The 24,253-nt window shown below is 58.3% G+C and carries 23 protein-coding genes; 5 read left to right on the top strand and 18 right to left on the bottom strand.

Annotated elements, in window-relative coordinates; all coding sequences use genetic code 11:
• From ACIOAU_RS23500 to rpmH, 16 genes are all read right to left on the bottom strand, one after another.
• A partial coding sequence (locus ACIOAU_RS23500; protein ID WP_401184851.1) for a F0F1 ATP synthase subunit gamma occupies window positions 1–363 on the bottom strand: 363 nt, incomplete at its 3' end.
• Window positions 364–414: 51 nt separating this feature from the next.
• On the bottom strand, window positions 415–1,959 hold the full coding sequence (gene atpA, locus ACIOAU_RS23495) for a F0F1 ATP synthase subunit alpha (protein WP_401184849.1): 1,545 nt from the start codon (window positions 1,957–1,959) through the stop codon (window positions 415–417).
• Window positions 1,960–1,980: 21 nt separating this feature from the next.
• Window positions 1,981–2,517, bottom strand: a complete 537-nt coding sequence (locus ACIOAU_RS23490; protein WP_101322795.1) for a F0F1 ATP synthase subunit delta — start codon at window positions 2,515–2,517, stop codon at window positions 1,981–1,983.
• Between the two features lie 12 nt (window positions 2,518–2,529).
• Window positions 2,530–3,000 carry a F0F1 ATP synthase subunit B gene (locus tag ACIOAU_RS23485; protein ID WP_101322794.1) on the bottom strand — a complete coding sequence of 157 codons (471 nt, stop codon included), beginning with the start codon at window positions 2,998–3,000 and terminating at the stop codon, window positions 2,530–2,532.
• Window positions 3,001–3,058: 58 nt separating this feature from the next.
• A complete protein-coding gene (gene atpE, locus ACIOAU_RS23480) occupies window positions 3,059–3,316 on the bottom strand; it encodes a F0F1 ATP synthase subunit C (protein WP_002555987.1) in 258 nt (85 codons plus the stop codon).
• 144 nt (window positions 3,317–3,460) lie between these two features.
• Window positions 3,461–4,330 (bottom strand): F0F1 ATP synthase subunit A, encoded by an 870-nt coding sequence (atpB, locus tag ACIOAU_RS23475; RefSeq protein WP_101322793.1) that lies wholly within the window; start codon window positions 4,328–4,330, stop codon window positions 3,461–3,463.
• A gap of 7 nt (window positions 4,331–4,337) precedes the next feature.
• Window positions 4,338–4,754 (bottom strand): F0F1 ATP synthase subunit I, encoded by a 417-nt coding sequence (locus ACIOAU_RS23470; RefSeq protein WP_101322792.1) that lies wholly within the window; start codon window positions 4,752–4,754, stop codon window positions 4,338–4,340.
• A gap of 149 nt (window positions 4,755–4,903) precedes the next feature.
• Window positions 4,904–5,776, bottom strand: a complete 873-nt coding sequence (locus ACIOAU_RS23465) for a ParB/RepB/Spo0J family partition protein (RefSeq protein WP_101322791.1) — start codon at window positions 5,774–5,776, stop codon at window positions 4,904–4,906.
• A gap of 9 nt (window positions 5,777–5,785) precedes the next feature.
• On the bottom strand, window positions 5,786–6,577 hold the full coding sequence (locus tag ACIOAU_RS23460; protein ID WP_101322790.1) for a ParA family protein: 792 nt from the start codon (window positions 6,575–6,577) through the stop codon (window positions 5,786–5,788).
• 18 nt (window positions 6,578–6,595) lie between these two features.
• Window positions 6,596–7,246, bottom strand: a complete 651-nt coding sequence (rsmG, locus tag ACIOAU_RS23455; protein ID WP_150572356.1) for a 16S rRNA (guanine(527)-N(7))-methyltransferase RsmG — start codon at window positions 7,244–7,246, stop codon at window positions 6,596–6,598.
• The gene (mnmG, locus tag ACIOAU_RS23450) at window positions 7,243–9,135 is read right to left on the bottom strand and encodes a tRNA uridine-5-carboxymethylaminomethyl(34) synthesis enzyme MnmG (protein ID WP_401184845.1); all 1,893 of its coding nucleotides are present in this window, start codon (window positions 9,133–9,135) and stop codon (window positions 7,243–7,245) included. Before mnmG ends, rsmG begins: the two co-directional genes overlap by 4 nt.
• Before the next feature lie 532 nt (window positions 9,136–9,667).
• Window positions 9,668–11,038, bottom strand: a complete 1,371-nt coding sequence (gene mnmE, locus ACIOAU_RS23445; protein ID WP_101322787.1) for a tRNA uridine-5-carboxymethylaminomethyl(34) synthesis GTPase MnmE — start codon at window positions 11,036–11,038, stop codon at window positions 9,668–9,670.
• A 90-nt stretch (window positions 11,039–11,128) separates the two neighbouring features.
• Window positions 11,129–12,814: a membrane protein insertase YidC gene (gene yidC / locus ACIOAU_RS23440; protein ID WP_101322786.1), complete on the bottom strand. Its 1,686-nt coding sequence runs from the start codon at window positions 12,812–12,814 to the stop codon at window positions 11,129–11,131.
• 2 nt (window positions 12,815–12,816) lie between these two features.
• On the bottom strand, window positions 12,817–13,062 hold the full coding sequence (yidD, locus tag ACIOAU_RS23435) for a membrane protein insertion efficiency factor YidD (protein ID WP_401184843.1): 246 nt from the start codon (window positions 13,060–13,062) through the stop codon (window positions 12,817–12,819).
• Window positions 13,055–13,459, bottom strand: coding sequence for a ribonuclease P protein component (rnpA, locus tag ACIOAU_RS23430; RefSeq protein ID WP_101322784.1), 405 nt, complete (start codon window positions 13,457–13,459; stop codon window positions 13,055–13,057). Before rnpA ends, yidD begins: the two co-directional genes overlap by 8 nt.
• A 13-nt stretch (window positions 13,460–13,472) precedes the next feature.
• On the bottom strand, window positions 13,473–13,607 hold the full coding sequence (rpmH, locus tag ACIOAU_RS23425) for a 50S ribosomal protein L34 (RefSeq protein ID WP_002551315.1): 135 nt from the start codon (window positions 13,605–13,607) through the stop codon (window positions 13,473–13,475).
• Window positions 13,608–14,220: 613 nt separating this feature from the next.
• Here rpmH and dnaA point away from each other — a divergent pair.
• Genes dnaA through gyrB form a run of 4 tightly spaced genes read left to right on the top strand, consistent with a single transcriptional unit; the run spans window position 14,221 to window position 20,436 of the window.
• Window positions 14,221–15,747: a chromosomal replication initiator protein DnaA gene (gene dnaA, locus ACIOAU_RS23420; RefSeq protein ID WP_101322783.1), complete on the top strand. Its 1,527-nt coding sequence runs from the start codon at window positions 14,221–14,223 to the stop codon at window positions 15,745–15,747.
• Window positions 15,748–15,788: 41 nt separating this feature from the next.
• Window positions 15,789–16,892, top strand: coding sequence for a DNA polymerase III subunit beta (gene dnaN, locus ACIOAU_RS23415; protein ID WP_101322782.1), 1,104 nt, complete (start codon window positions 15,789–15,791; stop codon window positions 16,890–16,892).
• Window positions 16,893–16,907: 15 nt separating this feature from the next.
• Entirely contained in the window at window positions 16,908–18,011 is a 1,104-nt protein-coding gene (gene recF, locus ACIOAU_RS23410) for a DNA replication/repair protein RecF (RefSeq protein WP_150570285.1), read from the top strand.
• Window positions 18,012–18,015: 4 nt separating this feature from the next.
• Window positions 18,016–20,436: a DNA topoisomerase (ATP-hydrolyzing) subunit B gene (gene gyrB, locus ACIOAU_RS23405; protein WP_101322780.1), complete on the top strand. Its 2,421-nt coding sequence runs from the start codon at window positions 18,016–18,018 to the stop codon at window positions 20,434–20,436.
• A 114-nt stretch (window positions 20,437–20,550) separates the two neighbouring features.
• Here the strand turns inward: gyrB and ACIOAU_RS23400 are convergent, their stop codons facing one another.
• Together ACIOAU_RS23400 and ACIOAU_RS23395 are read right to left on the bottom strand one after the other, a co-directional pair.
• The gene (locus tag ACIOAU_RS23400) at window positions 20,551–21,606 is read right to left on the bottom strand and encodes a haloacid dehalogenase-like hydrolase (protein WP_150570284.1); all 1,056 of its coding nucleotides are present in this window, start codon (window positions 21,604–21,606) and stop codon (window positions 20,551–20,553) included.
• Window positions 21,607–21,788: 182 nt separating this feature from the next.
• Window positions 21,789–23,090 carry a sigma-54-dependent Fis family transcriptional regulator gene (locus tag ACIOAU_RS23395; protein WP_259075134.1) on the bottom strand — a complete coding sequence of 434 codons (1,302 nt, stop codon included), beginning with the start codon at window positions 23,088–23,090 and terminating at the stop codon, window positions 21,789–21,791.
• Window positions 23,091–23,335: 245 nt separating this feature from the next.
• Between ACIOAU_RS23395 and ACIOAU_RS23390 the strand changes: the two genes are divergently transcribed.
• The gene (locus ACIOAU_RS23390; protein WP_150570282.1) at window positions 23,336–24,220 is read left to right on the top strand and encodes an MBL fold metallo-hydrolase; all 885 of its coding nucleotides are present in this window, start codon (window positions 23,336–23,338) and stop codon (window positions 24,218–24,220) included.
• Window positions 24,221–24,253: the final 33 nt, after the last annotated feature.

Below are 24,253 nucleotides of genomic sequence, written 5' to 3'. Positions count from 1 at the left end.
TTTAGAGCCAATCAGTGCCAGATCGCACTGAACGCCTTTATCGGACCAGCCTTTCATATCCGCCAGCAGTTTTTTGAACAGGTTAATGTTCAAGCCGCCACACAGACCACGGTCAGTCGACACTACCAGGTAGCCCACGCGCTTAACGTCGCGTTCTTCCAGGTAAGGGTGCTTATATTCCAGATTACCGTTTGCAAGGTGACCAATCACTTTGCGCATGGTCTCTGCATAAGGACGGCTGGCCGCCATGCGATCCTGCGATTTACGCATTTTGGAAGCGGCGACCATCTCCATCGCTTTAGTGATCTTTTGCGTGTTCTGGACGCTTGCGATCTTACTACGTATCTCTTTTGCGCCGGCCATGAGCTTCTCCTCAATGCCAGGCGGCTTGCCCTGAGACAAGCCGCCGGACGATTACCAGGATTGGGTTGCTTTGAAGGAATCGAGGATAGCTTTCAGCTTGCCTTCGATTTCGTCGTTATAGCCACCGGTCTGGTTGATCTCTTGCATCAGCGGAGCGTGATCACGGTCGACGTAAGCCAGCAGAGCGGCTTCGAAGCTACCGATTTTCGCCAGTTCCACATCTTCGAGGTAACCGCGTTCAGCCGCGAACAGTACCAGGCCCTGCTGAGCAACAGACATTGGTGCGTACTGTTTCTGCTTCAGCAGCTCGGTCACTTTCTGACCGTGGCTCAGCTGTTTACGGGTTGCTTCGTCCAGATCGGATGCGAACTGAGAGAACGCAGCCAGTTCACGATACTGTGCCAGCGCGGTACGGATACCACCGGACAGTTTCTTGATGATCTTGGTCTGAGCAGCACCACCAACACGGGATACGGAGATACCCGGGTTAACCGCCGGACGAATACCGGAGTTAAACAGGTTGGTTTCCAGGAAGATCTGACCATCGGTAATCGAGATCACGTTGGTCGGAACGAACGCGGAAACGTCGCCAGCCTGGGTTTCGATGATCGGCAGCGCGGTCAGGGAGCCGGTTTTGCCGGTCACTGCGCCGTTGGTGAACTTCTCTACGTACTCTTCGGAAACGCGCGATGCACGCTCCAGCAGACGGGAGTGGAGATAGAACACGTCGCCTGGGTATGCTTCGCGACCTGGTGGACGGCGCAGCAACAGGGAGATCTGACGGTAGGCAACAGCCTGCTTGGACAGGTCATCGTAGACGATCAGTGCGTCTTCGCCGCGGTCACGGAAGAACTCGCCCATGGTGCAGCCGGCATAAGGTGCCAGGAACTGCAGTGCGGCGGATTCCGAAGCACTGGCAACCACCACGATGGTGTTGGCCAGGGCGCCGTTTTCTTCCAGCTTGCGAACGATGTTGGCAACGGTCGAACGCTTCTGGCCGACAGCAACATAAACACAGAAAATACCGGAGTCTTTCTGGTTGATGATGGCGTCGATGGCCATTGCAGTTTTACCGATCTGACGGTCACCGATGATCAGCTCACGCTGGCCACGGCCGACAGGGATCATGGCGTCGACGGATTTGTAGCCAGTCTGTACAGGCTGGTCTACCGACTTACGCCAGATTACGCCTGGAGCAACTTTCTCGACCGCATCGGTCTCGGTGTTGCCCAGCGGGCCCTTGCCATCAATTGGGTTGCCCAGTGCGTCGACAACGCGACCCAGCAGTTCCTTACCAACCGGAACTTCGAGGATGCGGCCGGTGCACTTGGCGCTCATGCCTTCGGCGAGGGTGTCATAGGCACCCAGGACCACTGCACCGACGGAGTCTTGCTCCAGGTTCAGGGCCATGCCGTACACGCCACCCGGAAACTCGATCATTTCGCCGTACATAACGTCGGCCAGACCGTGAATCCGCACGATACCGTCAGAAACGCTGACGACGGTACCTTCGTTGCGGGCTTGAGAGGCTACATCGAGGTTATCGATGCGGCCCTTGATGATTTCACTTATTTCGGAAGGATTGAGTTGCTGCATTGCTCTGCTGCCCCTTCAAACTCAAGATTTCAATGCTTCGGCCAGTTTCGCGATTTTGCCGCGAACAGAGCCATCGATTACCAGGTCGCCGGCGCGGATGAGGACGCCGCCGATCAGGCTGGCATCCTCTGACGCGTGCAGGCGAACTTCCTGGCCGAGCCGTGCACTGAGAACCTTGGCGAGTTTGTCTTGCTGTTCTTGGTTCAACGCAAAAGCACTGGTGACTTCCACGTCCACGGATTTTTCCAGTTCGGCCTTGTACAGCTCGAACAGGTCGGCAATTTCCGGCAGGAGCAGGAGACGGCCATTTTCCGCGGCAACATGAATGAAATTCTGTGCCTGTGCATCAAACTTGTCACCGCACACGTCAATGAACGTGGCGGCCTTTTGTGCGCTCGTCAGTCGCGGGGCCTTGAGCAGGCGCTGCATGGTGTCGTCTTGCGACACAGCAGCAGCCAGGCCGAGCATGGCTGACCAATTGGCCAGTTGCTGATGGGCCTGGGCATGCTCAAAGGCAGCCTTAGCGTAAGGTCGGGCCAACGTGGTCAGTTCTGCCATGATCGCCCTCGCTTAAATTTCAGCGGCCAGTTTGTTAACCAGCTCCGCATGCGCGTTTTGATCGATTGTGGCCCCAAGGATCTTCTCAGCACCGCCAACAGCCAGGGCACCCACTTGGGCACGCAGGGCGTCTTTGACGCTGTTCAGTTCCTGTTCGATCTCGGCCTGAGCCTGAGCCTTCACACGGTCAGCTTCGACGCGGGCCTGGTCACGGGCTTCCTCGACAAGCTGAGCAGCGCGTTTCTTGGCCTGCTCAATGATTTCAGCTGCCTGTGCTTTAGCTTCACGCAGTTGCTGACCCGCTTTCTCTTGGGCCAGCTCCAGGTCGCGAGCTGCGCGGTTGGCAGCGTCCAAACCATCGGCAATCTTCTTTTGACGTTCTTGCAGAGCAGCGATGACCGGAGGCCAAACGTACTTCATGCAGAAAACAACAAAAATCAAGAAGGCAACGGATTGGCCAATCAGGGTTGCATTAATGTTCACGCCAACACCTCGCTCGGTCTTTGTTCATCACCAGCCATCAACTCGTAGGACGAGATGATTAGCCAGCGAGTTGACCAACGAACGGGTTTGCGAAGGTGAAGAACAGAGCAATACCAACACCGATCATGGTTACGGCGTCGAGCAGACCGGCAACGATGAACATTTTGACCTGCAGCATTGGAACCATCTCAGGCTGACGAGCAGCACCTTCGAGGAACTTGCCGCCCAGCAGGCCGAAACCAATGGCGGTGCCCAGTGCGCCCAGACCGATCAGCAGAGCAACAGCAATAGCGGTAAGACCAACTACAGTTTCCATCTTTCCTCCCGACTTTTACGTCGTATTGGTTAGGTTTTTTAGTTTGAAGCGGTAAAACGAATCGTTTGGTACAGCTGCCCTTGCGGACTTTTTCAGCCCTCCCCCCAGCCAGGCGGGGAAGGCTATCAGACACGCCAGGCGGTCTTAATGGTTATCTTCGTGCGCCATCGACAGGTAGACGATGGTCAGCATCATGAAGATGAATGCTTGCAGTGTGATGATCAGGATGTGGAACACAGCCCACGCCCATTGCAGCACCACGCCCAGGCCGCTGAGCCAGAGCAGGCCGCTGCCGAACATCACCGCGATCAGGATGAACACCAGCTCGCCGGCATACATGTTGCCGAACAGTCGCAGGGCCAGCGAGATCGGCTTGGCGATCAGGGTAACGAATTCCAGCAGGAAGTTGACCGGGATCAGCAGCGCCTGAACGAAGACGTTCTTGCTGCCGAACGGATGCAGGGTCAGTTCGCCGATGAAGCCGCCGATGCCCTTGACCTTGATGCTGTAGAAGATGATCAGCGCGAACACGCTCAGGGCCATGCCCAGAGTAGCGTTAGGGTCGGTAGTCGACACAGCGCGGAACGGGATGTGCGGGTCGCCCGAGATCAGGATCGCCAGTTGCGGGATCCAGTCAACCGGTACCAGGTCGATGGCGTTCATCAGGAACACCCAGACGAAGATAGTCAGCGCCAGCGGTGCAATCACCGGGCTACGACCGTGGAACGAGTCCTTCACGCTGCCGTGAACGAAATCGACCATCACTTCGACGAAGTTCTGCAGACCGCCAGGTTGGCCGGAAGTGGCCTTCTTGGCTGCCATGCGGAAGATGAACAGGAAGATCAGACCCAGTGCAACCGACCAGCCCAGGGTGTCCAGGTGGAATGCCCAGAAACCCATAGCCTTGGCTTCAGCAGCCGAATGGGCCAAGCCCCAGCTGCCGTCTGGTAGTTGACCGTAGGTCAGGTTCTGCAAGTGGTGCTGGATATAGCCCGAAGCGGTTTCTGCTGCCATGGTTGCCTCAAACGCCCTTAGGTCTCGAAAGTCTTTTATTCATTAGCAGGGGCGCGAACCAGCTGACCAGTTGGGTCAGCATGAAGACGCCGAAGACTGCTAACGGCGCCAATGGCTTCACTCCTGCGAAGGTCAGTGCAAACAGCACTGCCGTCAAAATCAATTTGCCTGCCTCGCCTGCGTAGAACGACTTGACGATGGCCTGCGCTGCCCGGGCTCCGCTAAAGCGAAAAGCCTTCCAGGCAAAATATACATTGGGCAACCAGGCAATCAGTCCTCCACAGAGGCCTGAATATCCACTGACTGCACCCTTCCACTGCCACAACACCAAAGTTGCCAGCAGGACAACGACACATTGCGTCAGCAGCACTGGAAAAACCGCCCAGCGATGGAAAGGCAAGCGGTTTGGCGTGCGGGTTTCCATCACCACTACTCCTCGAATGTCGACCCTCAAGTCAGCATCGACTTGGCATAATTTGTGCCGACAAAATGCGCGCAGAGTATAGGGGTGGTTTAACCCCTATTCAACTCTTGGGTAGTGATTTCCGACTACGCGCTACAACAGGAATTGTTTCAGCGGATGTGAGCAAGCACACCCTGCAACTCATCTAGCGAGTTATAACGGATTACCAGCTGGCCTTTGCCCTTGTTGCCATGGCGAATCTGCACTGCGGAGCCCAGCCGCTCTGCCAGACGCTGTTCAAGGCGAGCGATGTCCGGATCAGGTTTGTTCGGTTCTACCGGATCAGGTTTACCGCTCAACCACTGGCGTACCAGTGCCTCGGTTTGGCGCACGGTCAGGCCACGTGCGACAACATGACGCGCCCCCTCTTCCTGCCGATTCTCTTCAAGACCGAGCAAAGCACGCGCATGGCCCATCTCCAGATCACCATGAGCGAGCATGGTCTTGATCGCCTCCGGCAACGAGATCAGGCGCAGCAGGTTGGCCACGGTCACCCGCGACTTGCCGACCGCATCGGCAACCTGCTGCTGAGTCAGTTCAAACTCCTGCTGCAGCCGTTGCAGGGCGATCGCCTCTTCCAGCGGGTTGAGGTCTTCACGCTGGATGTTCTCGATCAGTGCCATGGCAATGGCGGTTTCATCGGGCACATCGCGGACCATCGCCGGGATGGTGTCAAGGCCAGCCAGCTGAGTCGCCCGCCAGCGGCGTTCACCGGCGATGATCTCGAAGCGGTCATCAGCGATCGGACGGACCACGATCGGCTGCATCACGCCCTGGATACGGATCGAGGCGGCCAGCTCTTCCAGCGCCTCCGGGTCCATGTCACGGCGTGGCTGGTACTTGCCACGCTGGATCAGCTCGACCGGCAGGTGTTGCAGTTCTTTCTGGTCGATCTTGACAGCCTGCTCCTCGAGCGAGCTGACGGAAGGACCACTGAGCAGTGCATCCAACCCACGTCCGAGACCTCGTTTCTTAACGGCCATGCGGATTCCTTAAGTTGTTTGTGCAGTGCGTGATGGCCGACGTTGGCGGCGGACCAGCTCGCCGGCCAGGGCCAGATAAGCCTGCGCGCCACGCGATTGCTTGTCGTAGGCCAGCGCCGGCATGCCGAAGCTTGGCGCTTCGGCCAGGCGAATGTTGCGCGGGATCACGGTGTCGTAGAGCTGGTCGCCGAAGTGCTGCTTGAGCTGCGCCGAGACGTCATTGTTCAGGCTCAGGCGCGGATCGAACATCGTCCGTAGCAGACCCTCGATCCTCAGCTGCGGGTTCAGCTTGGCGGCGATGCGCTTGATGTTATCCACAAGGTCGCTGAGACCTTCCAATGCGTAGTACTCGCACTGCATCGGGATGATCACGCCATCGGAGGCTACCAGCGCATTGAGCGTCAGCATCGACAACGACGGCGGGCAGTCGATCAGGATGAAATCGTAGTTGTCGCGGATCGGCGCCAGCGCATTGAGCAGGCGGCTCTCCTTGACCTGCATTTCCAGCAGGACGACTTCCGCGGCGGTCAGGTCGCGGTTGGCCGGCAGCAGCTGATAGCCACCGTGCTCGGAGTAGTGCATCGCCTGGGCCAGGTCGCATTCGCCAATCAGCAGGTCATAGACCGAATGCTCGAGCTCATGCTTGTCGACCCCGCTGCCCATGGTCGCGTTGCCCTGCGGATCGAGGTCGATCAGCAGCACACGACGCTTGGTCGCAGCCAGCGATGCGGCGAGATTGATGCAGGTGGTGGTTTTACCCACACCACCCTTCTGGTTCGCAATTGCGAATACCTTAGCCATTGTTGCGTGTGTTCCCAGTCATGCCTTGCGGCGCAGTATCAGCAGATGACGCTGGCCCTGACAACCCGGAACGGTCAGGGCCTGCTCGCTTTCGACTGTGAAGTCTGCGGGCAATGCTACCAGTTCGTCGGCAGGATGCAGCCCTTTCATTGCAAGCCAGTGCGTCTGCGTGTCACCGAGGTGGCGCGTCCAGCCGGTGAAGTTCTCCATGCTGCTGAACGCTCGGGAGATGATCCCGGCAAACGGCTGCGCCGGTTGATACTCCTCGACCCGGCTGTGGATAACCTGCAGGTTGTCGAGCTTGAGCTCCAGCTTCACCTGGGTCAGGAAGCGGGTTTTCTTGCCGTTGCTGTCGAGCAGGGTCACTTGCTTGTGCGGGTGCAGAATCGCCAACGGGATACCGGGCATGCCACCACCGCTGCCAACATCGAGCCAGCTTTGCGCGTCGCTGTGGATAAACGGCATCACGCTGAGGCTGTCGAGCAAATGCCGCGAAACCATTTCATCAGGATCGCGCACTGCGGTGAGATTGTAGGCCTTGTTCCATTTTATCAACAGGGCCAGATAACCCAGCAATTGCTGGTGCTGCTGCTCGCTCAGGGCGACGCCAAGCTGGCGCGCGCCTGTGGACAACTCTTCTGCGTGCTGCGGGGTGACCGAAGAACTCAAGCGCTTTGCTCCAATTCGCGGCCAGCGCCGCGTTTTTTCAGGTGGATCAACAACAGCGAAATCGCCGCCGGCGTGACGCCGGGGATACGCGAAGCCTGGCCGAGAGTCTCTGGACGGGTCTGGCCAAGCTTGCTCTGGATCTCTTTGGACAGCCCGGAAATCGTCGTGTAGTCGATATCCACAGGCAACTGGGTGTCTTCACTGGCGCGCAGGCGGGCGATTTCTTCCTGCTGGCGGTCAATGTAGCCGGCGTACTTGGTCTTTATTTCGACCTGCTCGGCAACCTGTGCATCGAGGATTTCGCCCCCGGTAGCCTCGATCAGGCCGACATAGTCGATCTCTGGGCGGGCCAGCAGGTTTAGCAGGCTGTACTCGTGACTCAGCGGCGTGCCGAACTTATCCACAATGGCTTGGCCTTGCGCAGTATTAGGGCGCACCCAGGTGGATTTCAGGCGCTGTTCTTCACGTTCGATGCCTTCGCGCTTGGTGCAGAACGCGGCCCAACGCTGATCGTCGATCAAGCCGAGCTCACGGCCCTTCTCGGTCAGGCGCAGGTCGGCGTTGTCTTCGCGCAGGATCAGGCGGTACTCGGCACGTGAAGTGAACATGCGGTACGGCTCCTGAGTGCCGAGGGTAATCAGGTCATCGACCAGCACCCCGAGGTAGGCCTCGTCGCGCCGCGGGCACCAGCTGTCACGGCCCTGCGCGCGCAGCGCAGCGTTGGTCCCGGCGAGCAAACCTTGTGCACCGGCCTCTTCGTAACCGGTGGTGCCGTTGATCTGACCGGCGAAGAACAAGCCGCCGATGACCTTGGTCTCGAGGCTGTACTTGAGATCACGCGGGTCGAAGTAGTCGTACTCGATGGCATAGCCGGGGCGCACGATGTGGGCGTTTTCCATACCACGGATCGAGCGCACCAGCTCCAGTTGCACGTCGAACGGCAACGAAGTGGAAATGCCGTTGGGGTACAGCTCGTGGGTAGTCAGGCCTTCCGGCTCGATGAATACCTGGTGGCTGTCCTTGTCGGCAAAGCGGTGGATCTTGTCTTCGATCGACGGGCAGTAACGCGGGCCGACGCCTTCGATCACGCCCGAATACATCGGCGAGCGATCCAGGTTCGAGGCAATGATCTCGTGGGTGCGGGCGTTGGTATGGGTAATCCAGCAGCTGACCTGACGCGGATGCATCTGCGCGTTGCCCATGAACGACATCACTGGAATCGGTGTATCACCCGGCTGCCCGGTCATTACCGAGAAATCCACCGAGCGGCCGTCGATGCGTGGCGGTGTACCGGTTTTCAGGCGACCGACACGCAGCGGCAGTTCACGCATGCGTTGGGCCAAGGCATTGGAAGGCGGGTCACCGGCGCGACCACCGCTGTAGTTCTGCATGCCGATGTGGATAAGCCCGCCGAGGAAGGTGCCACTGGTCAACACCACCGAATCCGCGAAAAAGCGCAGACCCATTTGTGTAACCACGCCCTTGACCTGGTCCTGCTCGACGATCAGGTCGTCACAGGACTGCTGGAAAATCCACAGGTTGGGCTGGTTCTCGAGAATCTCGCGTACCACCGCCTTGTAGATAGCTCGGTCGGCCTGGGCACGGGTTGCCCGTACAGCTGGACCTTTGCGGTTGTTCAGAACACGGAACTGGATACCGCTTTTGTCGGTGGCCAACGCCATGGCGCCGCCGAGCGCATCGATCTCTTTGACCAGATGGCTCTTGCCGATGCCACCGATAGCTGGGTTGCAGCTCATGTGACCGAGGGTTTCCACGTTGTGGGTCAGCAACAGGGTTTTTACACCCATGCGTGCAGACGCAAGCGCAGCCTCGGTACCGGCATGGCCGCCGCCGATGACGATCACTTCAAAACGGGAAGGGAAATCCACCACGCACCTCGTGCCTGTTTCGCGAATAGAAAAATTAAGCGGACAAGTATGCGACTTCCTGCCTTCTAAAGAAACCGTCTGCGCAAATTTTGACCAGCCTGTGGATGAACGGGATAACAGAAATTAAAAAGGAAAATATTTAAAAGCTTTGTTTTTATGTTTATTTCTATGCAGGCCATTATCTGTGGATAGAACGCTACAGGCCATAATTCATGGTATGTACAGAGGAATTAAACCCTGTGTCCATGTGCCTATGAGGGCTCTGGATAAGCCCTTTGAGCCTGTGGATAGAATGCCATGTTACCCACAGGCGGATTTATCCTCAGAAAAAAAGCATGGTTATCAACTGAGCTAAGGGCGGCTTATCCACAGAGCTTAGACGCAGAGAACGAGCCTGTTGATCAAAATCAGCAGCCACGGATTAGGGATTTTTTACAAAGGAGGGAGTAAAACCGGACATTGCGTCCAGTGTGCTGCCGCTGTCATGGGCCGAAAGGCCTGCGCTCAGGCCCGTCGGCGACAGATTTGTGGATTATTTACCGATACAGAAGCTGGAGAAGATGCGCCCAAGCAGGTCGTCCGAGCTGAACGCACCGGTAATTTCGCCGAGTGCCTGCTGCGCCATGCGCAGATCCTCGGCCAGCAGCTCTCCCGCGCCCGCCAGCGTGAGCTGAGCACGACCGTGCTCCAGATGCGTACTTGCGATGTTCAGCGCCTCCAGGTGGCGCCGACGCGCGCTGAAGCTGCTTTCGGAGGTCTGTTGATAACCCATGCAGGCTTTCAGGTGCTCGCGCAGCAGCTCCAAGCCGGTGTCATCGCCCTTGGCGCTAAGCGTGATGGTGACGTGGCCATCGGCGCATTGTTCAACTGCAACCGCTTCACCACTGAGGTCGGCCTTGTTGCGAATCAGGGTGACTTTACCCGGATCTGGCCGTTGGTCGAGAAATTCGGGCCACAAAGCGAATGGATCTGCCGCTTCCGGCGCGGTACTGTCGACGACGAGCAGCACACGGTCAGCTTCGCTGATTGCCTTCAACGCACGTTCCACCCCGATCTTTTCCACATGATCATCGGTATCGCGCAGGCCTGCGGTATCCACAACGTGCAACGGCATGCCATCGATGTGGATATGTTCACGCAGGATGTCCCGGGTGGTGCCGGCGATTTCAGTTACGATCGCCGCTTCGCGCCCGGCCAGCCGGTTGAGCAGGCTCGACTTGCCGGCATTGGGCCGGCCGGCGATCACCACGTTCATGCCGTCACGCAGCAATGCGCCCTGGCCTGCTTCCTTCTGCACTGTGGATAACGCAGTGCGAACCTCATCGAGCATGCCCAGTACGTGGCCATCGGCGAGGAAATCGATCTCCTCTTCGGGAAAATCGATCGCCGCCTCGACGTAGATGCGCAAGGCAATCAATGCTTCGGTCAGGCTGTGCACACGTTTGGAAAACTCGCCCTGCAGTGACCGCAGTGCATTTCGCGCAGCCTGAGTCGAGCTGGCCTCGATCAGGTCGGCGATGGCTTCTGCCTGGGCCAGGTCGAGTTTGTCGTTGAGAAATGCCCGCTCACTGAATTCACCCGGACGCGCCAGGCGGCTGCCCAGCTGCAGGCAACGCTGCAAGAGCATGTCCAATACCACCGGGCCGCCGTGGCCCTGCAGCTCGAGCACGTCTTCGCCGGTGAACGAGTTCGGCCCGGGGAAAAACAAGGCGATGCCCTCGTCGAGCACCAGGCCGTCCTGGTCGCGGAACGGGCCGTAGTGTGCATAACGTGGTTTCAGGCTGCGGCCGGTAATGGCCAGCCCGGCCTCGCTCGCCAATGGACCTGACAGCCGGACGATGCCAACCCCACCGCGGCCTTGGGCGGTGGCAATCGCGGCGATGGTTTCACGCACAGGGTTCATGCTCGCAAGCCTCTCCACAAATTCATTACACAGATAGCAAAAACGCCCCACGAGGGGGCGTTTTTATTCACAGGCTAGCGTATCAGCCTGTTAGGCGGCAGCACTTTTGGAGGCTGCTTCGATACGGCGAGTGATGTACCACTGCTGCGAAATCGACAGGCAGTTGTTCACAACCCAGTACAGCACCAGACCAGCTGGGAACCACAGGAAGAAGAAGGTGAAGATGATTGGCATCATTTTCATGACCTTCGCCTGCATCGGATCCGGCGGGGTTGGGTTCAGGCGCTGCTGGATGAACATGGTCGCGCCCATGATGATCGGCAGGATGAAGAACGGATCCTTGATCGACAGGTCGGTAATCCACAGCATCCATGGTGCCTGGCGCATCTCGACGCTTTCCAGCAGAACCCAGTACAGGGCCAGGAACACCGGCATCTGCACCAGGATCGGCAAGCAGCCACCGAGCGGGTTGATCTTCTCTTTCTTGTACAGCTCCATCATCGCCTGGGACATCTTCTGGCGATCGTCACCGAAGCGTTCCTTCAGCGCGGCCAGTTTCGGCGATACGGCACGCATGCGCGCCATCGAACGGTAGCTGGCAGCCGACAGCGGGAAGAACAGACCTTTGATCAGCATGGTCAGGACGATGATCGACCAGCCCCAGTTACCCAGCAGGCTGTGGATATGTTGCAGCAGCCAGAAGATCGGCTGGGCAATGAACCACAGGAAGCCGTAGTCGACGGTCAGTTCCAGGCCTGGGGACAACTCCTTGAGCTTGGACTGAATCTTCGGACCGGCGTACAGCATGGCGCTGGTTTCGACCTTGCCACCAGCAGGCACGCTGAGCGCCGGGCCGGTGTAGCCGATGATGTAGTTGCCTTGGCTGTCTTTCCGGGTCTGCAGGACGTTGTTGTCTGACTTGGCCGGAATCCAGGCAGTCACGAAGTAGTGCTGCAGCCAGGCAACCCAGCCACCGGATACGGTTTCTTTCAGGCTGCCCTTGTCGATGTCTTTCATCGACACTTTCTTGTACGGCTCGGACGGCGTCCACAGGGCAGCGCCCAGGTAGGTCGCGGTACCGGTCGCGGTGCTCGACGATGGATCGGAGCTGGCATCACGCTTGAGCTGAGCAAACATGTTGCCCGACCAGGCCTGGCCGCTCTGGTTGTCGATCAGGTAGCTGACGGTCAGATCGTACTCGCCGCGCTTGAAGCTGAAGCGCTTGATGTAGTTGACGCCGTTCTCGCTGAACTTCAGGTCGACGACCAGTTGTTCCTGGCCATCGGCCAGCTGGAAGCTCTTCTGCTCGGCGGCATATACAGGGCGACCGGTGGCGCGGGCGTCCGGGCCATTGGCGCCGGTCAGGCCGCTTTGGGCCAGGTAGGTGCGCTCATTGCCGTTGTCGAACAGCTGGAACGGGATATCCGGATGATCCTGACGACGCGGGAATTGCGGCAGGTTCAGCTGGACGATGTCACCACCGACCGGGTCGATAGCCAGATCAAGGACGTCGGTCTTGACGCGGATCAGGTCCTTGCTGACGGCCACTGGAGCCAGTTCGGCCGGGCTGGCATCAGCATTGGCGCTCGGCACGTCGGCGCTGGCGCCGTCGTTGTTACCAGCCGGTACGGTGTCCGGCAGAGCCGGTGCAGCGTTGCTGGCAGCAGTGTGCTGAGTCGGCAGAGCAGCCTGACCGTAGTCCTGGTTCCATTTAAGGACCAGCACGTAGGCCACGATTGCCAGGGCGACGATCAGGATCGTGCGTTTAATATCCATGATTACTCGGCTATCGAAGAAGTTCGGGAGGAGGGAGCGGGTGGGACGGGATCGAAACCGCCGTCGTTCCACGGATTACAACGCCCCAGGCGACGAACGGCTAGCCACCCGCCACGCAAGAGGCCATAGTTTTCAATGGCTTCGTAGGCGTAACAGGAGCAGCTGGGGTAGAAACGACAGTGGCTGGCCATCAGAGGACTAATGGCGTAACGGTAAAACTGGATCGGAACGAGGGCCAGTTTACGCATCTGGACTGTCTACCCCTGCAGGATCGGCAGTTACCGCTGGAGAGGGCCGACTGCGAGCCAGGCGCTTCCAGAGTTTGCCAAAGTGTTGGTGCAATTCTGGGTTTTCTACCTCGCCCAAGCCTTTGCGCGCGACGATCACAATGTCCAGCCCAGCAAGACTCTGCTGATTCAGACGAAAGGAATCACGCATCAAACGTTTGAGGCGATTGCGTTGAACGGCAAGCTTGACGCTCTTCTTGCCGATCACCAAGCCGAGGCGCGGGTGATCGAGGCCGTTCTCGCGGGCAAGGATAAGCAGGCTTTTGCCTGGAACCTTGCCAGTTGGCGAGTCGAAGACCGCTTTGAAGTGCCGGGCTGTAAGCAGTCGCTTATCCCGACTGAAGTCCTGACTCACCACCTGTGCCGAAAAATCAAACGGCCAGACGCTTACGGCCTTTGGCGCGACGACGCGACAGTACTGCACGACCGTTCTTGGTGGCCATACGGGCACGGAAGCCGTGGGTGCGCGCGCGCTTGATGGTGCTTGGTTGGAAAGTACGTTTCATGGCGTGTTACCTGGGTTCGACGACACGGGCCGGAATGGCCCCCGTTTTAAGAGATCGGCGATTCTAGAGAAAGCAAGCCAATAGGTCAATTTCCAACCAGCCTTTCCTTATGGATGGCAGCACTTTTTTCATCGGCGAGGTGGATGAGGTGGCGCTGGACCGAGTGTGTCATCGGCCTGAGCGCTTTTCACAGACACGCTCAATATGAAAATATAAAAGAGGCATATATAAAGCTTTTCTGAATAACTTATAGATCTTATACACAGCCTTTTCTGTGGATAACATTGCGCAGCCCTTTATCCATGCTATGTACAGAGATCGTAGACTCTGTCAGAAACAGGTGCTGCGCTTGTGCTGCGCATGGTCGAAACCTGTGGATCGAATGGCTGTTTATCCACAGGGGTTTTATCCACAGGCTTCAACCCAGGGTTGTGCATAGCCCTTATGTGGGGTTATCCACAGAGCTTATTCAGGGGTTAAGATGGCTTTTCGGACATGAATTGGCTGCTTTGGCACGCCATCCATGCCGCTCTTATGTGGATAAGTACTCACCCGCCCGGTACAATGGCGGTTTGCTTTTTGCCTCATCCGGCTTTCAACTCAGGGGATATCCGTGTCAGTGGAACTTTGGCAGCAGTGCGTGGAGCTTCTGCGCGACGAACTGCCTGCCCAGCAATTCAACACCTGGATCCGTCCACTACAGGTCGAAGCCGAAGGCGACGAGCTGCGCGTATACGCGCCTAATCGCTTCGTCCTCGACTGGGTCAATGAAAAGTACCTGGGCCGGCTGCTTGAGCTGCTGGGTGAGCACGGCAGCGGCATCGCACCGGCGCTGTCCTTGTTGATAGGCAGCCGCCGCAGTTCTGCAGCACGCGCAGCTCCCAACGCCCCGGTCAGTGCTGCGGCGGCAGCGATTGCACAGTCTCAGCAGCCTGCACCTGCGGCTCCGTCTGAAGAGCGCACTGCGGCCAAATCGATCGAGCCGGTAATGGTCAACGAAGTCGAAGAGCCGACCTCGCGCCACAGCTTTGACTCGATGGGCGGCGATACGCCCGTGCAGCCAACTGCACCTGGGCGCACTGAACAGCGCACTGTGCAGGTAGAAGGTGCGCTCAAGCACACCAGCTATCTGAACCGCACGTTCACCTTCGATACGTTTGTGGAAGGTAAATCCAACCAACTTGCCCGTGCGGCTGCGTGGCAGGTGGCGGATAACCCCAAGCATGGGTACAACCCGCTCTTTCTGTATGGCGGTGTAGGCCTGGGGAAAACTCACTTGATGCACGCTGTGGGTAACCACCTGCTGAAGAAGAACCCGAATGCCAAGGTGGTGTACCTGCATTCCGAGCGCTTCGTGGCCGACATGGTCAAGGCGCTTCAGCTCAATGCCATCAACGAGTTCAAGCGCTTCTACCGCTCAGTCGATGCGCTGCTGATCGATGACATTCAGTTCTTCGCCCGCAAGGAGCGTTCGCAGGAAGAGTTTTTCCACACCTTCAACGCCTTGCTTGAAGGCGGTCAGCAGGTGATTTTGACCAGCGACCGCTATCCGAAGGAAATCGAAGGCCTTGAAGAGCGTCTGAAATCGCGCTTCGGCTGGGGTTTGACTGTTGCAGTCGAGCCGCCAGAACTCGAGACCCGCGTTGCGATCCTGATGAAGAAGGCCGACCAGGCCAAGGTGGATTTGCCGCATGACGCAGCCTTCTTCATTGCCCAGCGTATTCGTTCCAACGTGCGTGAGCTGGAGGGCGCGCTGAAGCGGGTCATCGCTCACTCGCACTTCATGGGCCGCGATATCACCATCGAGCTGATCCGCGAGTCGCTGAAGGACTTGCTGGCGCTGCAGGATAAATTGGTCAGTGTGGATAACATTCAGCGCACCGTCGCTGAGTACTACAAGATCAAGATCTCCGATCTGCTGTCCAAGCGTCGCTCGCGCTCGGTAGCGCGTCCGCGTCAGGTAGCCATGGCGTTGTCGAAAGAGCTGACCAACCACAGCTTGCCTGAGATTGGCGATATGTTTGGCGGCCGCGACCACACCACCGTGCTGCACGCCTGCCGCAAGATCAACGAACTGAAAGAATCCGATGCGGACATCCGCGAGGACTACAAGAACCTGCTGCGGACGCTGACGACATGATGATCGCCGGCGCAGCCATTTTGAAGGCAAGGGACTAGACCATGCATTTCACCATTCAACGCGAAGCCCTGTTGAAACCCCTGCAACTGGTCGCAGGTGTCGTCGAGCGTCGCCAGACCTTGCCGGTCCTGTCCAACGTCCTGTTGGTCGTACAAGGCCAGCAGCTGTCGTTGACCGGTACCGACCTGGAAGTCGAACTGGTTGGTCGCGTGCAGCTGGAAGAACCAGCCGAGCCAGGCGAAATCACTGTCCCGGCACGTAAGCTGATGGACATCTGCAAGAGCTTGCCAAGTGACGCGCTGATCGACATCAAGGTTGATGAGCAGAAGCTGCTGGTTAAAGCCGGTCGCAGCCGCTTCACCCTGTCGACGCTGCCCGCCAATGACTTCCCGACTGTTGAAGAAGGCCCAGGCTCGCTGACCTGCGACCTGGAGCAGAGCCGCCTGCGCCGTCTGATCGAGCGCACCAGCTTCGCCATGGCTCAGCAGGACGTGCGCTACTACCTCAACGGTATGCTGCTTGAAGTGTCCCCAGGCACCCTGCGCGCCGTTGCTACTGACGGCCATCGCCTGGCGATGTGCTCGATGACCGCTGGAATCGAGCAAGCTGACCGTCACCAGGTGATCGTGCCGCGCAAAGGTATCCTGGAGCTGGCGCGTTTGCTGACCGATCCGGAAGGCATGGTCAGCATCGTGCTGGGCCAGCACCATATCCGCGCCACCACCGGTGAATTCACATTTACTTCCAAGCTGGTAGACGGCAAGTTCCCTGACTATGAGCGAGTGCTGCCTAAAGGCGGTGACAAGCTGGTGGTGGGTGATCGTCAGGCATTGCGTGAAGCTTTCAGCCGTACTGCGATTCTGTCCAACGAAAAGTACCGCGGGATTCGCCTGCAGTTGGCCGCCGGCCAACTGAAAATCCAGGCCAACAACCCTGAGCAGGAAGAAGCTGAGGAAGAAATCAGCGTCGACTATAACGGCAGCGCGCTGGAGATCGGCTTCAACGTCAGCTACTTGCTGGACGTACTGGGCGTAATGACCACAGAACAGGTTCGTCTGATTCTGTCCGACTCCAACAGCAGTGCCCTGCTGCAGGAAGCAGGCAACGACGATTCGTCTTACGTCGTCATGCCGATGCGCCTGTGATCTGTAGCTGAGCGAATGTCCCTCCGACGTATCATGGTCACTGCGGTGCGCAACCTGCACCCGGTGACCCTCACGCCCTCCCCCCGCATCAACATCCTTTACGGCGCCAACGGCAGCGGCAAGACCAGCGTGCTTGAAGCCGTGCACCTTCTGGGCCTGGCCCGATCATTTCGCAGCACCCGACTGACGCCGGTTATCCAGTACGAGCAGCCGACCTGTACCGTCTTTGGTGAAGTGCAACTGGCCGAAGGTGGCACCAGCAACCTGGGTGTATCACGCGAGCGCCAGGGCGACTTCACCATTCGCATCGATGGGCAGAACGCTCGCAGTGCTGCGCAGCTGGCCGAGCTACTGCCGCTGCAATTGATCAACCCGGACAGCTTTCGCCTGCTCGAGGGCGCTCCGAAAATACGCCGGCAGTTCCTCGACTGGGGAGTGTTCCACGTGGAACCCCGTTTCCTCGGTGCTTGGCAGCGCTTGCAGAAGGCGCTGCGGCAGCGGAACTCATGGTTGCGGCATGGTACACTTGACGCTGCTTCGCAAGCCGCCTGGGACCGAGAATTGTGCCTGGCGAGCGCGGAGATAGATGAATACCGTCGCACCTACATCAAGGCCTTGAAGCCCGTCTTCGAGCGTACCCTGAGCGAACTGGTCGAGCTGGACGGATTGACCTTGAGCTACTATCGCGGCTGGGACAAGGACCGGGAACTTAACGAGGTCCTCGCCACTTCTCTTCAACGCGATCAGCAGATTGGCCATACCCAGGCCGGTCCGCAACGTGCAGATTTGCGCCTGCGTATTGGTGCAAACAACGCTGCGGATATCTTGTCCCGTGGGCAACAGAAACTTGTGGTGTGCGCATTGCGCATCGCCCAAGGTCATCTGGTTAGCCAGGCTCGCCGCGGTCTTTGTATCTATCTCGTAGATGACCTGCCGTCTGAGCTGGACGAGCAGCATCGCCGCGCACTGTGCCGCTTGCTTGAAGAATTACGCTGCCAGGTGTTCATCACCTGTGTAGATCACGAATTACTGAGGGAAGGCTGGCAGACGGAAACGCCAGTTGCTTTGTTCCACGTGGAACAGGGCCGTATCACCCAGACCCACGACCATCGGGAGTGAAGGCATGAGCGAAAATCAAACGTACGACTCGTCCAGCATTAAAGTGCTGAAAGGGCTTGATGCCGTACGCAAACGTCCCGGCATGTATATCGGCGACACCGATGATGGCAGCGGCCTGCACCACATGGTCTTCGAGGTGGTCGACAACTCGATCGACGAAGCCCTCGCCGGTCACTGCGATGACATCACCGTCATCATCCACCCGGACGAATCCATCAGCGTCCGCGACAACGGCCGTGGTATTCCGGTCGACGTCCATAAAGAAGAAGGCGTCTCAGCTGCTGAAGTCATCATGACTGTGCTGCACGCCGGCGGTAAGTTCGACGACAACTCGTACAAAGTATCCGGCGGTCTGCACGGTGTTGGCGTTTCGGTAGTGAACGCCCTTTCTGAGCAACTCATTCTGACCGTACGCCGTAGTGGCAAGGTCTGGGAACAGACTTACGTCCACGGCGTACCGCAAGCGCCTATGGCGGTTGTTGGTGAAAGCGACAGCACCGGTACCCATATCCACTTCAAGCCGTCTGCTGACACCTTCAAGAATATCCACTTCAGCTGGGACATTCTGGCCAAGCGTATTCGCGAGTTGTCGTTCTTGAACTCGGGTGTTGGCATTCTGTTGAAGGATGAGCGCAGTGGCAAAGAAGAGCTCTTCAAATATGAAGGCGGCCTGCGCGCATTTGTCGAGTATCTGAACACCAACAAGACGCCGGTCAACAGCCAGGTCTTCCACTTCAGCACCCAGCGTGAAGATGGCGTCGGTGTTGAAGTTGCCCTGCAGTGGAACGACAGCTTCAACGAAAACCTGTTGTGCTTTACCAATAACATTCCGCAGCGCGATGGTGGTACTCACCTGGTCGGCTTCCGTTCTTCGTTGACCCGCAGCCTGAATGCTTACATTGAGCAAGAAGGCCTGGCCAAGAAGAACAAGGTTGCAACCACGGGTGACGACGCCCGGGAAGGCCTGACCGCGATCATCTCGGTGAAGGTACCGGATCCGAAGTTCAGCTCGCAGACCAAAGACAAGCTGGTCTCGTCGGAGGTGAAAACCGCCGTCGAACAAGAGATGAACAAGTTCTTCTCTGACTTCCTGTTGGAAAACCCCAACGAAGCCAAGGCTGTGGTCGGCAAGATGATCGACGCTGCCCGTGCTCGTGAAGCTGCGCGTAAAGCGCGTGAGATGACTCGCCGTAAAGGTGCACTGGACATCGCTGGCCTGCCGGGGAAACTGGCTGACTGCCAGGAGAAGGACCCTGCCCTGTCTGAACTGTACCTGGTGGAGGGTGACTCCGCAGGTGGTTCGGCCAAGCAAGGCCGTAACCGTCGTACCCAGGCGATCCTGCCGTTGAAGGGTAAGATCCTCAACGTCGAGAAAGCCCGCTTCGACAAGATGATCTCGTCCCAGGAAGTCGGTACGCTGATCACCGCGCTGGGCTGTGGTATCGGCCGCGACGAGTACAACATCGCCAAGCTGCGTTACCACAACATCATCATCATGACCGATGCCGACGTCGACGGTTCGCACATCCGTACCCTGCTGCTGACCTTCTTCTTCCGTCAGCTGCCGGAGCTGGTCGAGCGCGGCTACATCTACATCGCTCAGCCACCGCTGTACAAGGTCAAGCGCGGCAAGCAGGAGCAGTACATCAAAGACGACGAGGCCATGGAAGAGTACATGACCCAGTCGGCTCTGGATGATGCCAGCCTGCACCTGGACGAATCGGCGCCAGCAGTTTCCGGCGTACAGCTGGAAAGTCTGGTCCAAGAGTTCCGCAGTGTGATGAAGACCCTAAAGCGTCTGTCGCGCCTGTATCCGCAGGAGCTGACCGAGCACTTCATCTACATGGATGAAATCACCCTGGAGCAGTTGGGTGACCACGCTCACATGCAGGCTTGGTTGAAAACCTTCCAGGCTCGCCTGCACAGCAATCAGAAGTCGGGCCTGGCCTACAACGCCAGCCTGCGTGAAGACAAAGAGCGCAACGTTTGGCTGCCGGAAGTGGAAATCACTTCCCACGGCCTCGCAAGCTACATCACCTTCAACCGTGACTTCTTCGGCAGCAACGACTACCGCACTGTGGTTAACCTGGGTGGCAAGATCAGCACCCTGTTCGGTGAAGGCGCTTACGTGCAACGTGGCGAACGGCGCAAGGCAGTCAGCGAGTTCAAGGAAGCCCTCGACTGGCTGATGAACGAGACTGCCAAGCGTCACACCATCCAGCGCTACAAAGGTCTGGGCGAGATGAACCCGGATCAGCTCTGGGAGACCACTATGGACCCAGCGGTTCGCCGCATGCTCAAGGTCACCATCGAAGATGCGATCGCTGCTGATCAGATCTTCAATACCTTGATGGGCGACGCAGTGGAACCTCGTCGTGAGTTCATCGAGAACAACGCGCTGTCGGTGTCCAACCTGGACTTCTGATCTGCTGTAAATGACCGGTGCTGCTCAAGCCTGGGCCCGCCGATCAACAAAAAGCCCGCATTCGCGGGCTTTTTGTTTTTTCGGTCTTTCACTGCTCTGTCAGCCGACTACCTCTTATTGAATGTCGTCCGGCTTCACGATCACCCAGTTCTTGTCAGCCGTCACCGGTAAGCCTTGCTTGGCCTGAGCAGTGGCGTTGGCTTTTATCATGCCGTCGAGCTGAGTCATGTATTTGTCCTTCCGGTTTATCCACAGGTGAATGCCACCTTTGCTGACATCAACCCCGTGGAACAGCATGTAGCCGTCACTGGTGGGTGTGTCGCCACCGGCCAGTACCGGCTTTTTCCACTGGTCGATGTACGTCAGAATCGCCGCATGCTTGCCGGCCATCCAGGTAGCCGGGGTCCAGAGGTAAGGAGTCAACTCAAGACCGAGGTTGGCTTTCTCGTCGTACTTGCCTGCGCTGATCTGCTTGCGTGCTGTGGTCAGCGCACCGGTTGTGCGATCTTTCAGCAGCGTGGTCACACCGATTACATTTTCCGGTTTGACGTTGTAGCCATACTTGGGATCAGAGGCGACCATGCGTACCAGCTCCTCGGACGCAGCAGTGATCACATAGACCTCAATGCCGTTTTCCATGAGCTTGTTGTACAGCTCAGTCTGGCCCGTGAAGACTTTGGGCGGTTGGACTTCGGTGGTTTTTACCGTGTCGCCATCGTAGTAGGTGGCCGGCACTGGCTTCTTGGAAGCCATCAACTCATCTACGTAACCCTTCAGCTCTTGGAGGGTGAAGCCCGAAAACACCTGTGCTACCCATGGGTAGCAAACCATGTCATCCAGTTCACAGAGGCGGTAGTAGTAGCTGAACAGACTCTCTTTGTGGTCAGCAGTGTCTTTGAAGGGGATGAGCTTGAGGGAAGGGTCCAGTGTATCGCGGGTAATCAGCCCTTTGTTTTCCATGAACGGCAGCAGCGCTTCCTCAAGGTCGAAGCGGTAGCTGGTGTTGTCCATGTCGAAAACCGCGTAGTTACCCTTGTTGGCATTCGCGGCGATCATGGCATCGAGTTGTTTGGCAGCAGGCTCTGGCCAGTGCTTGAGTTCAGTCGCGCACACCTGGCTGGCTAGGCCGAGACAGATCGCGGCAGCCAACACTTTTGGTACGAGCTTCATGACGGTACGCCCCCTTGCAATGAGAACTGAGACCGTAGCAAAGATAAATTACAGCGCTGACGCCTGCGCGACTGTGGGTGGTCTCTAGGCGTCGTCTGCGCGGCTGATCGCGACATAGTGTGCAAAATCCGACGTCCCTGCGCAGGCATGTTCCACGTGGAACAGCAGCGCATTCGACCCTCTCAAAGCCCAAGCTCACGTAGCCGGCGATACAGCGTGCGTTCACTGATGCCCAGTACCTGCGCCAGCTCGCTGCGCGGCCCTTGGAACTGCTCCACCAACTGCGCGAGGTCGGCTAGCGAATTACGCGAGTCTCGTGTCGATACATTCGAGCTGGCGGGGGCCAGGTCCTCAGGCAAATACTCTGGGCGGATCAGCCCGTCATCGGCAAACAATCGCGCGCGTTCGAGGATATTGCGCAGCTCGCGGATATTGCCCGGGAAGGCATGCAAGCTCAGGCGCGCTTGCGCTTCAGGTGTCAGCGTGACGGTATGTGCGCCAGCCATGCGCTGTAACAAGCTCTGCGCCAGCATCGGTAGGTCCTCTACTCGCTCGCGTAGCGCTGGCAAGCGAATCGGAAAACCGCTGATTCGGTAGTACAGGTCCTCGCGAAAGGTACCTGCTGCCACCATCTCTTTGAGCGGCTTGTGGGTAGCCGAGATCAAGCGGAAGTCTGAGTGCACGGTGCGCAAACTGCCCACCGGGCGGAAGCTGCCCGACTCGATCAGTCGCAACAACTTGACCTGCATGGTCAGCGGCACTTCACCTATTTCGTCGAGGAACAGCGTGCCGCCATGGGCCGCTTCGGCGAGACCGATCTTGCGCTGGGTCGCGCCAGTGAACGCGCCTTTCTCATAGCCGAACAGCTCACTCTCGAACAGGCTGTCATTGAGCCCAGTGCAGTCGACCACCACCAGCGGGCCGGTCGCGCGCGGGCTGCCCAGGTGCAGGGCACGGGCGAACAACTCCTTGCCAGTGCCGGACTCGCCTTGCAGCAACACCGGAATCTGCGCTGGCGCGGCGCGTTGCAAGCTGGCCAGCGCCGCCTGGAACGCCGGCGCGCGGCCAACCAGCCCTTGCTGCTGTGGCTGGGCGGCAGCCAGGGTCACGGTGTTAAGGCGCTCGACGAAAGCAACCACCCTGCCCTGCTCATCGAGGATTGGCCGCAACTCGACGTCGACATGCTCGGGCCCGCGTGGGGTGTGATGAATGTGCAGGACCCGCTCCGGCACTTTGCTGTCCCAGGCTTTGCGCATCGGGCAGTGCTCGCCGGCCTGATCACAGGGCACCGCGTAGTGATGAGAGACGCGATGACATTTCTCGCCCAGCGGTGCACTGTCATTGATGCCGAACTGACGCCGGTAGGCAGCATTGGCCGCAAGGATGTTGTAGTCGGTGTCGAGCACGATCGACGGGTGCACATCGTGCTCAAGGTAGGACACCAGGCCGAGGATGGCTGGATGAGAAGCGGAAAGCGCAGACATGACCAGAACCGGTTGCGGGTACCTGGCGAGCGTAGCAAGGACTGCCAGTGACTGCCATTGGCTGACAGTCGACTGCCAACCACTGGCAGTGCTGGCAGCGAATTGTGAGGAAGACAACGCTGCGATAGCTGTAGCACTGCGGACAGGTGGGCCATAACGCCTCATTGAAACCCTGGCATGCATCTTGATAAACCCTGGGTTACTGCCTAAGCCTAACAAGGCGCTGCAGATATCTGGAGAGTGTGATGATCATCGGCAACAACATCCATGTAGAGAGCCTGTTCGACGAGGCCACTTCGACCATCAGCTACCTGGTGATGGACCGCCAGACCCTCAAGTGCGCGCTGATCGACAGCGTGCTCGACTACGACCCCAAGTCGGGACGCACCAGCCACAGCTCGGCGGACAAGCTGATCGCTCGGGTCGAGGCGCTCGGCGCCAGTGTGCAGTGGATTCTGGAAACTCATGTGCACGCCGATCACCTGTCGGCTGCTGCCTATCTGAAAGCCAAGCTTGGCGGCCAGGTTGCCATCGGTTCGCACATCACCCAGGTGCAGAAGACCTTCGCAGCACTGTTCAACGCCGAACCCGGTTTCGCCCGCGACGGCAGCCAGTTCGACGTGTTGCTGGAAGACGAATACGTGCTGATGATCGGCAATCTGCGGGCCCGTGCGCTACACACCCCAGGGCACACCCCGGCGTGCATGAGCTACGTGGTCGAGGATGCTGGCGAGAAGGCGGTGTTTGTCGGCGATACCTTGTTCATGCCTGACTACGGCACTGCCCGATGCGATTTTCCCGGTGCCGACGCACGCACGCTGTATCGCTCGATCCGGCGTTTGCTCGCCTTCCCCGACCACAGCCAACTGTTCATGTGCCATGACTACCTGCCCGAGGGTCGCGCCCTGCGTTTTGTCACCACCGTGGCCGAGCAGCGCGCCAGCAATATTCATATCCGTCAGGGCATCAGCGAGGACGAGTTCGTCGCCATGCGCGAAGCGCGTGACGCCACCCTCGATATGCCGGTACTGATCCTGCCCGCCGTCCAGGTCAACATGCGCAGCGGGCAGTTGCCTGAACCGGAGAGCAACGGCGTGCGTTACCTGAAAATCCCGCTGAACCAGCTCTGAACGTCGCCGGCCAAGTACCCATACCAAGATCGA

The organism is Pseudomonas sp. NPDC088322, assembly GCF_044740745.1.
Classification (GTDB): domain Bacteria; phylum Pseudomonadota; class Gammaproteobacteria; order Pseudomonadales; family Pseudomonadaceae; genus Aquipseudomonas; species Aquipseudomonas shirazensis.
The sequence above is the reverse complement of the archived record's forward strand: the minus strand, read 5'-3'. Positions and strand labels throughout refer to the sequence as shown.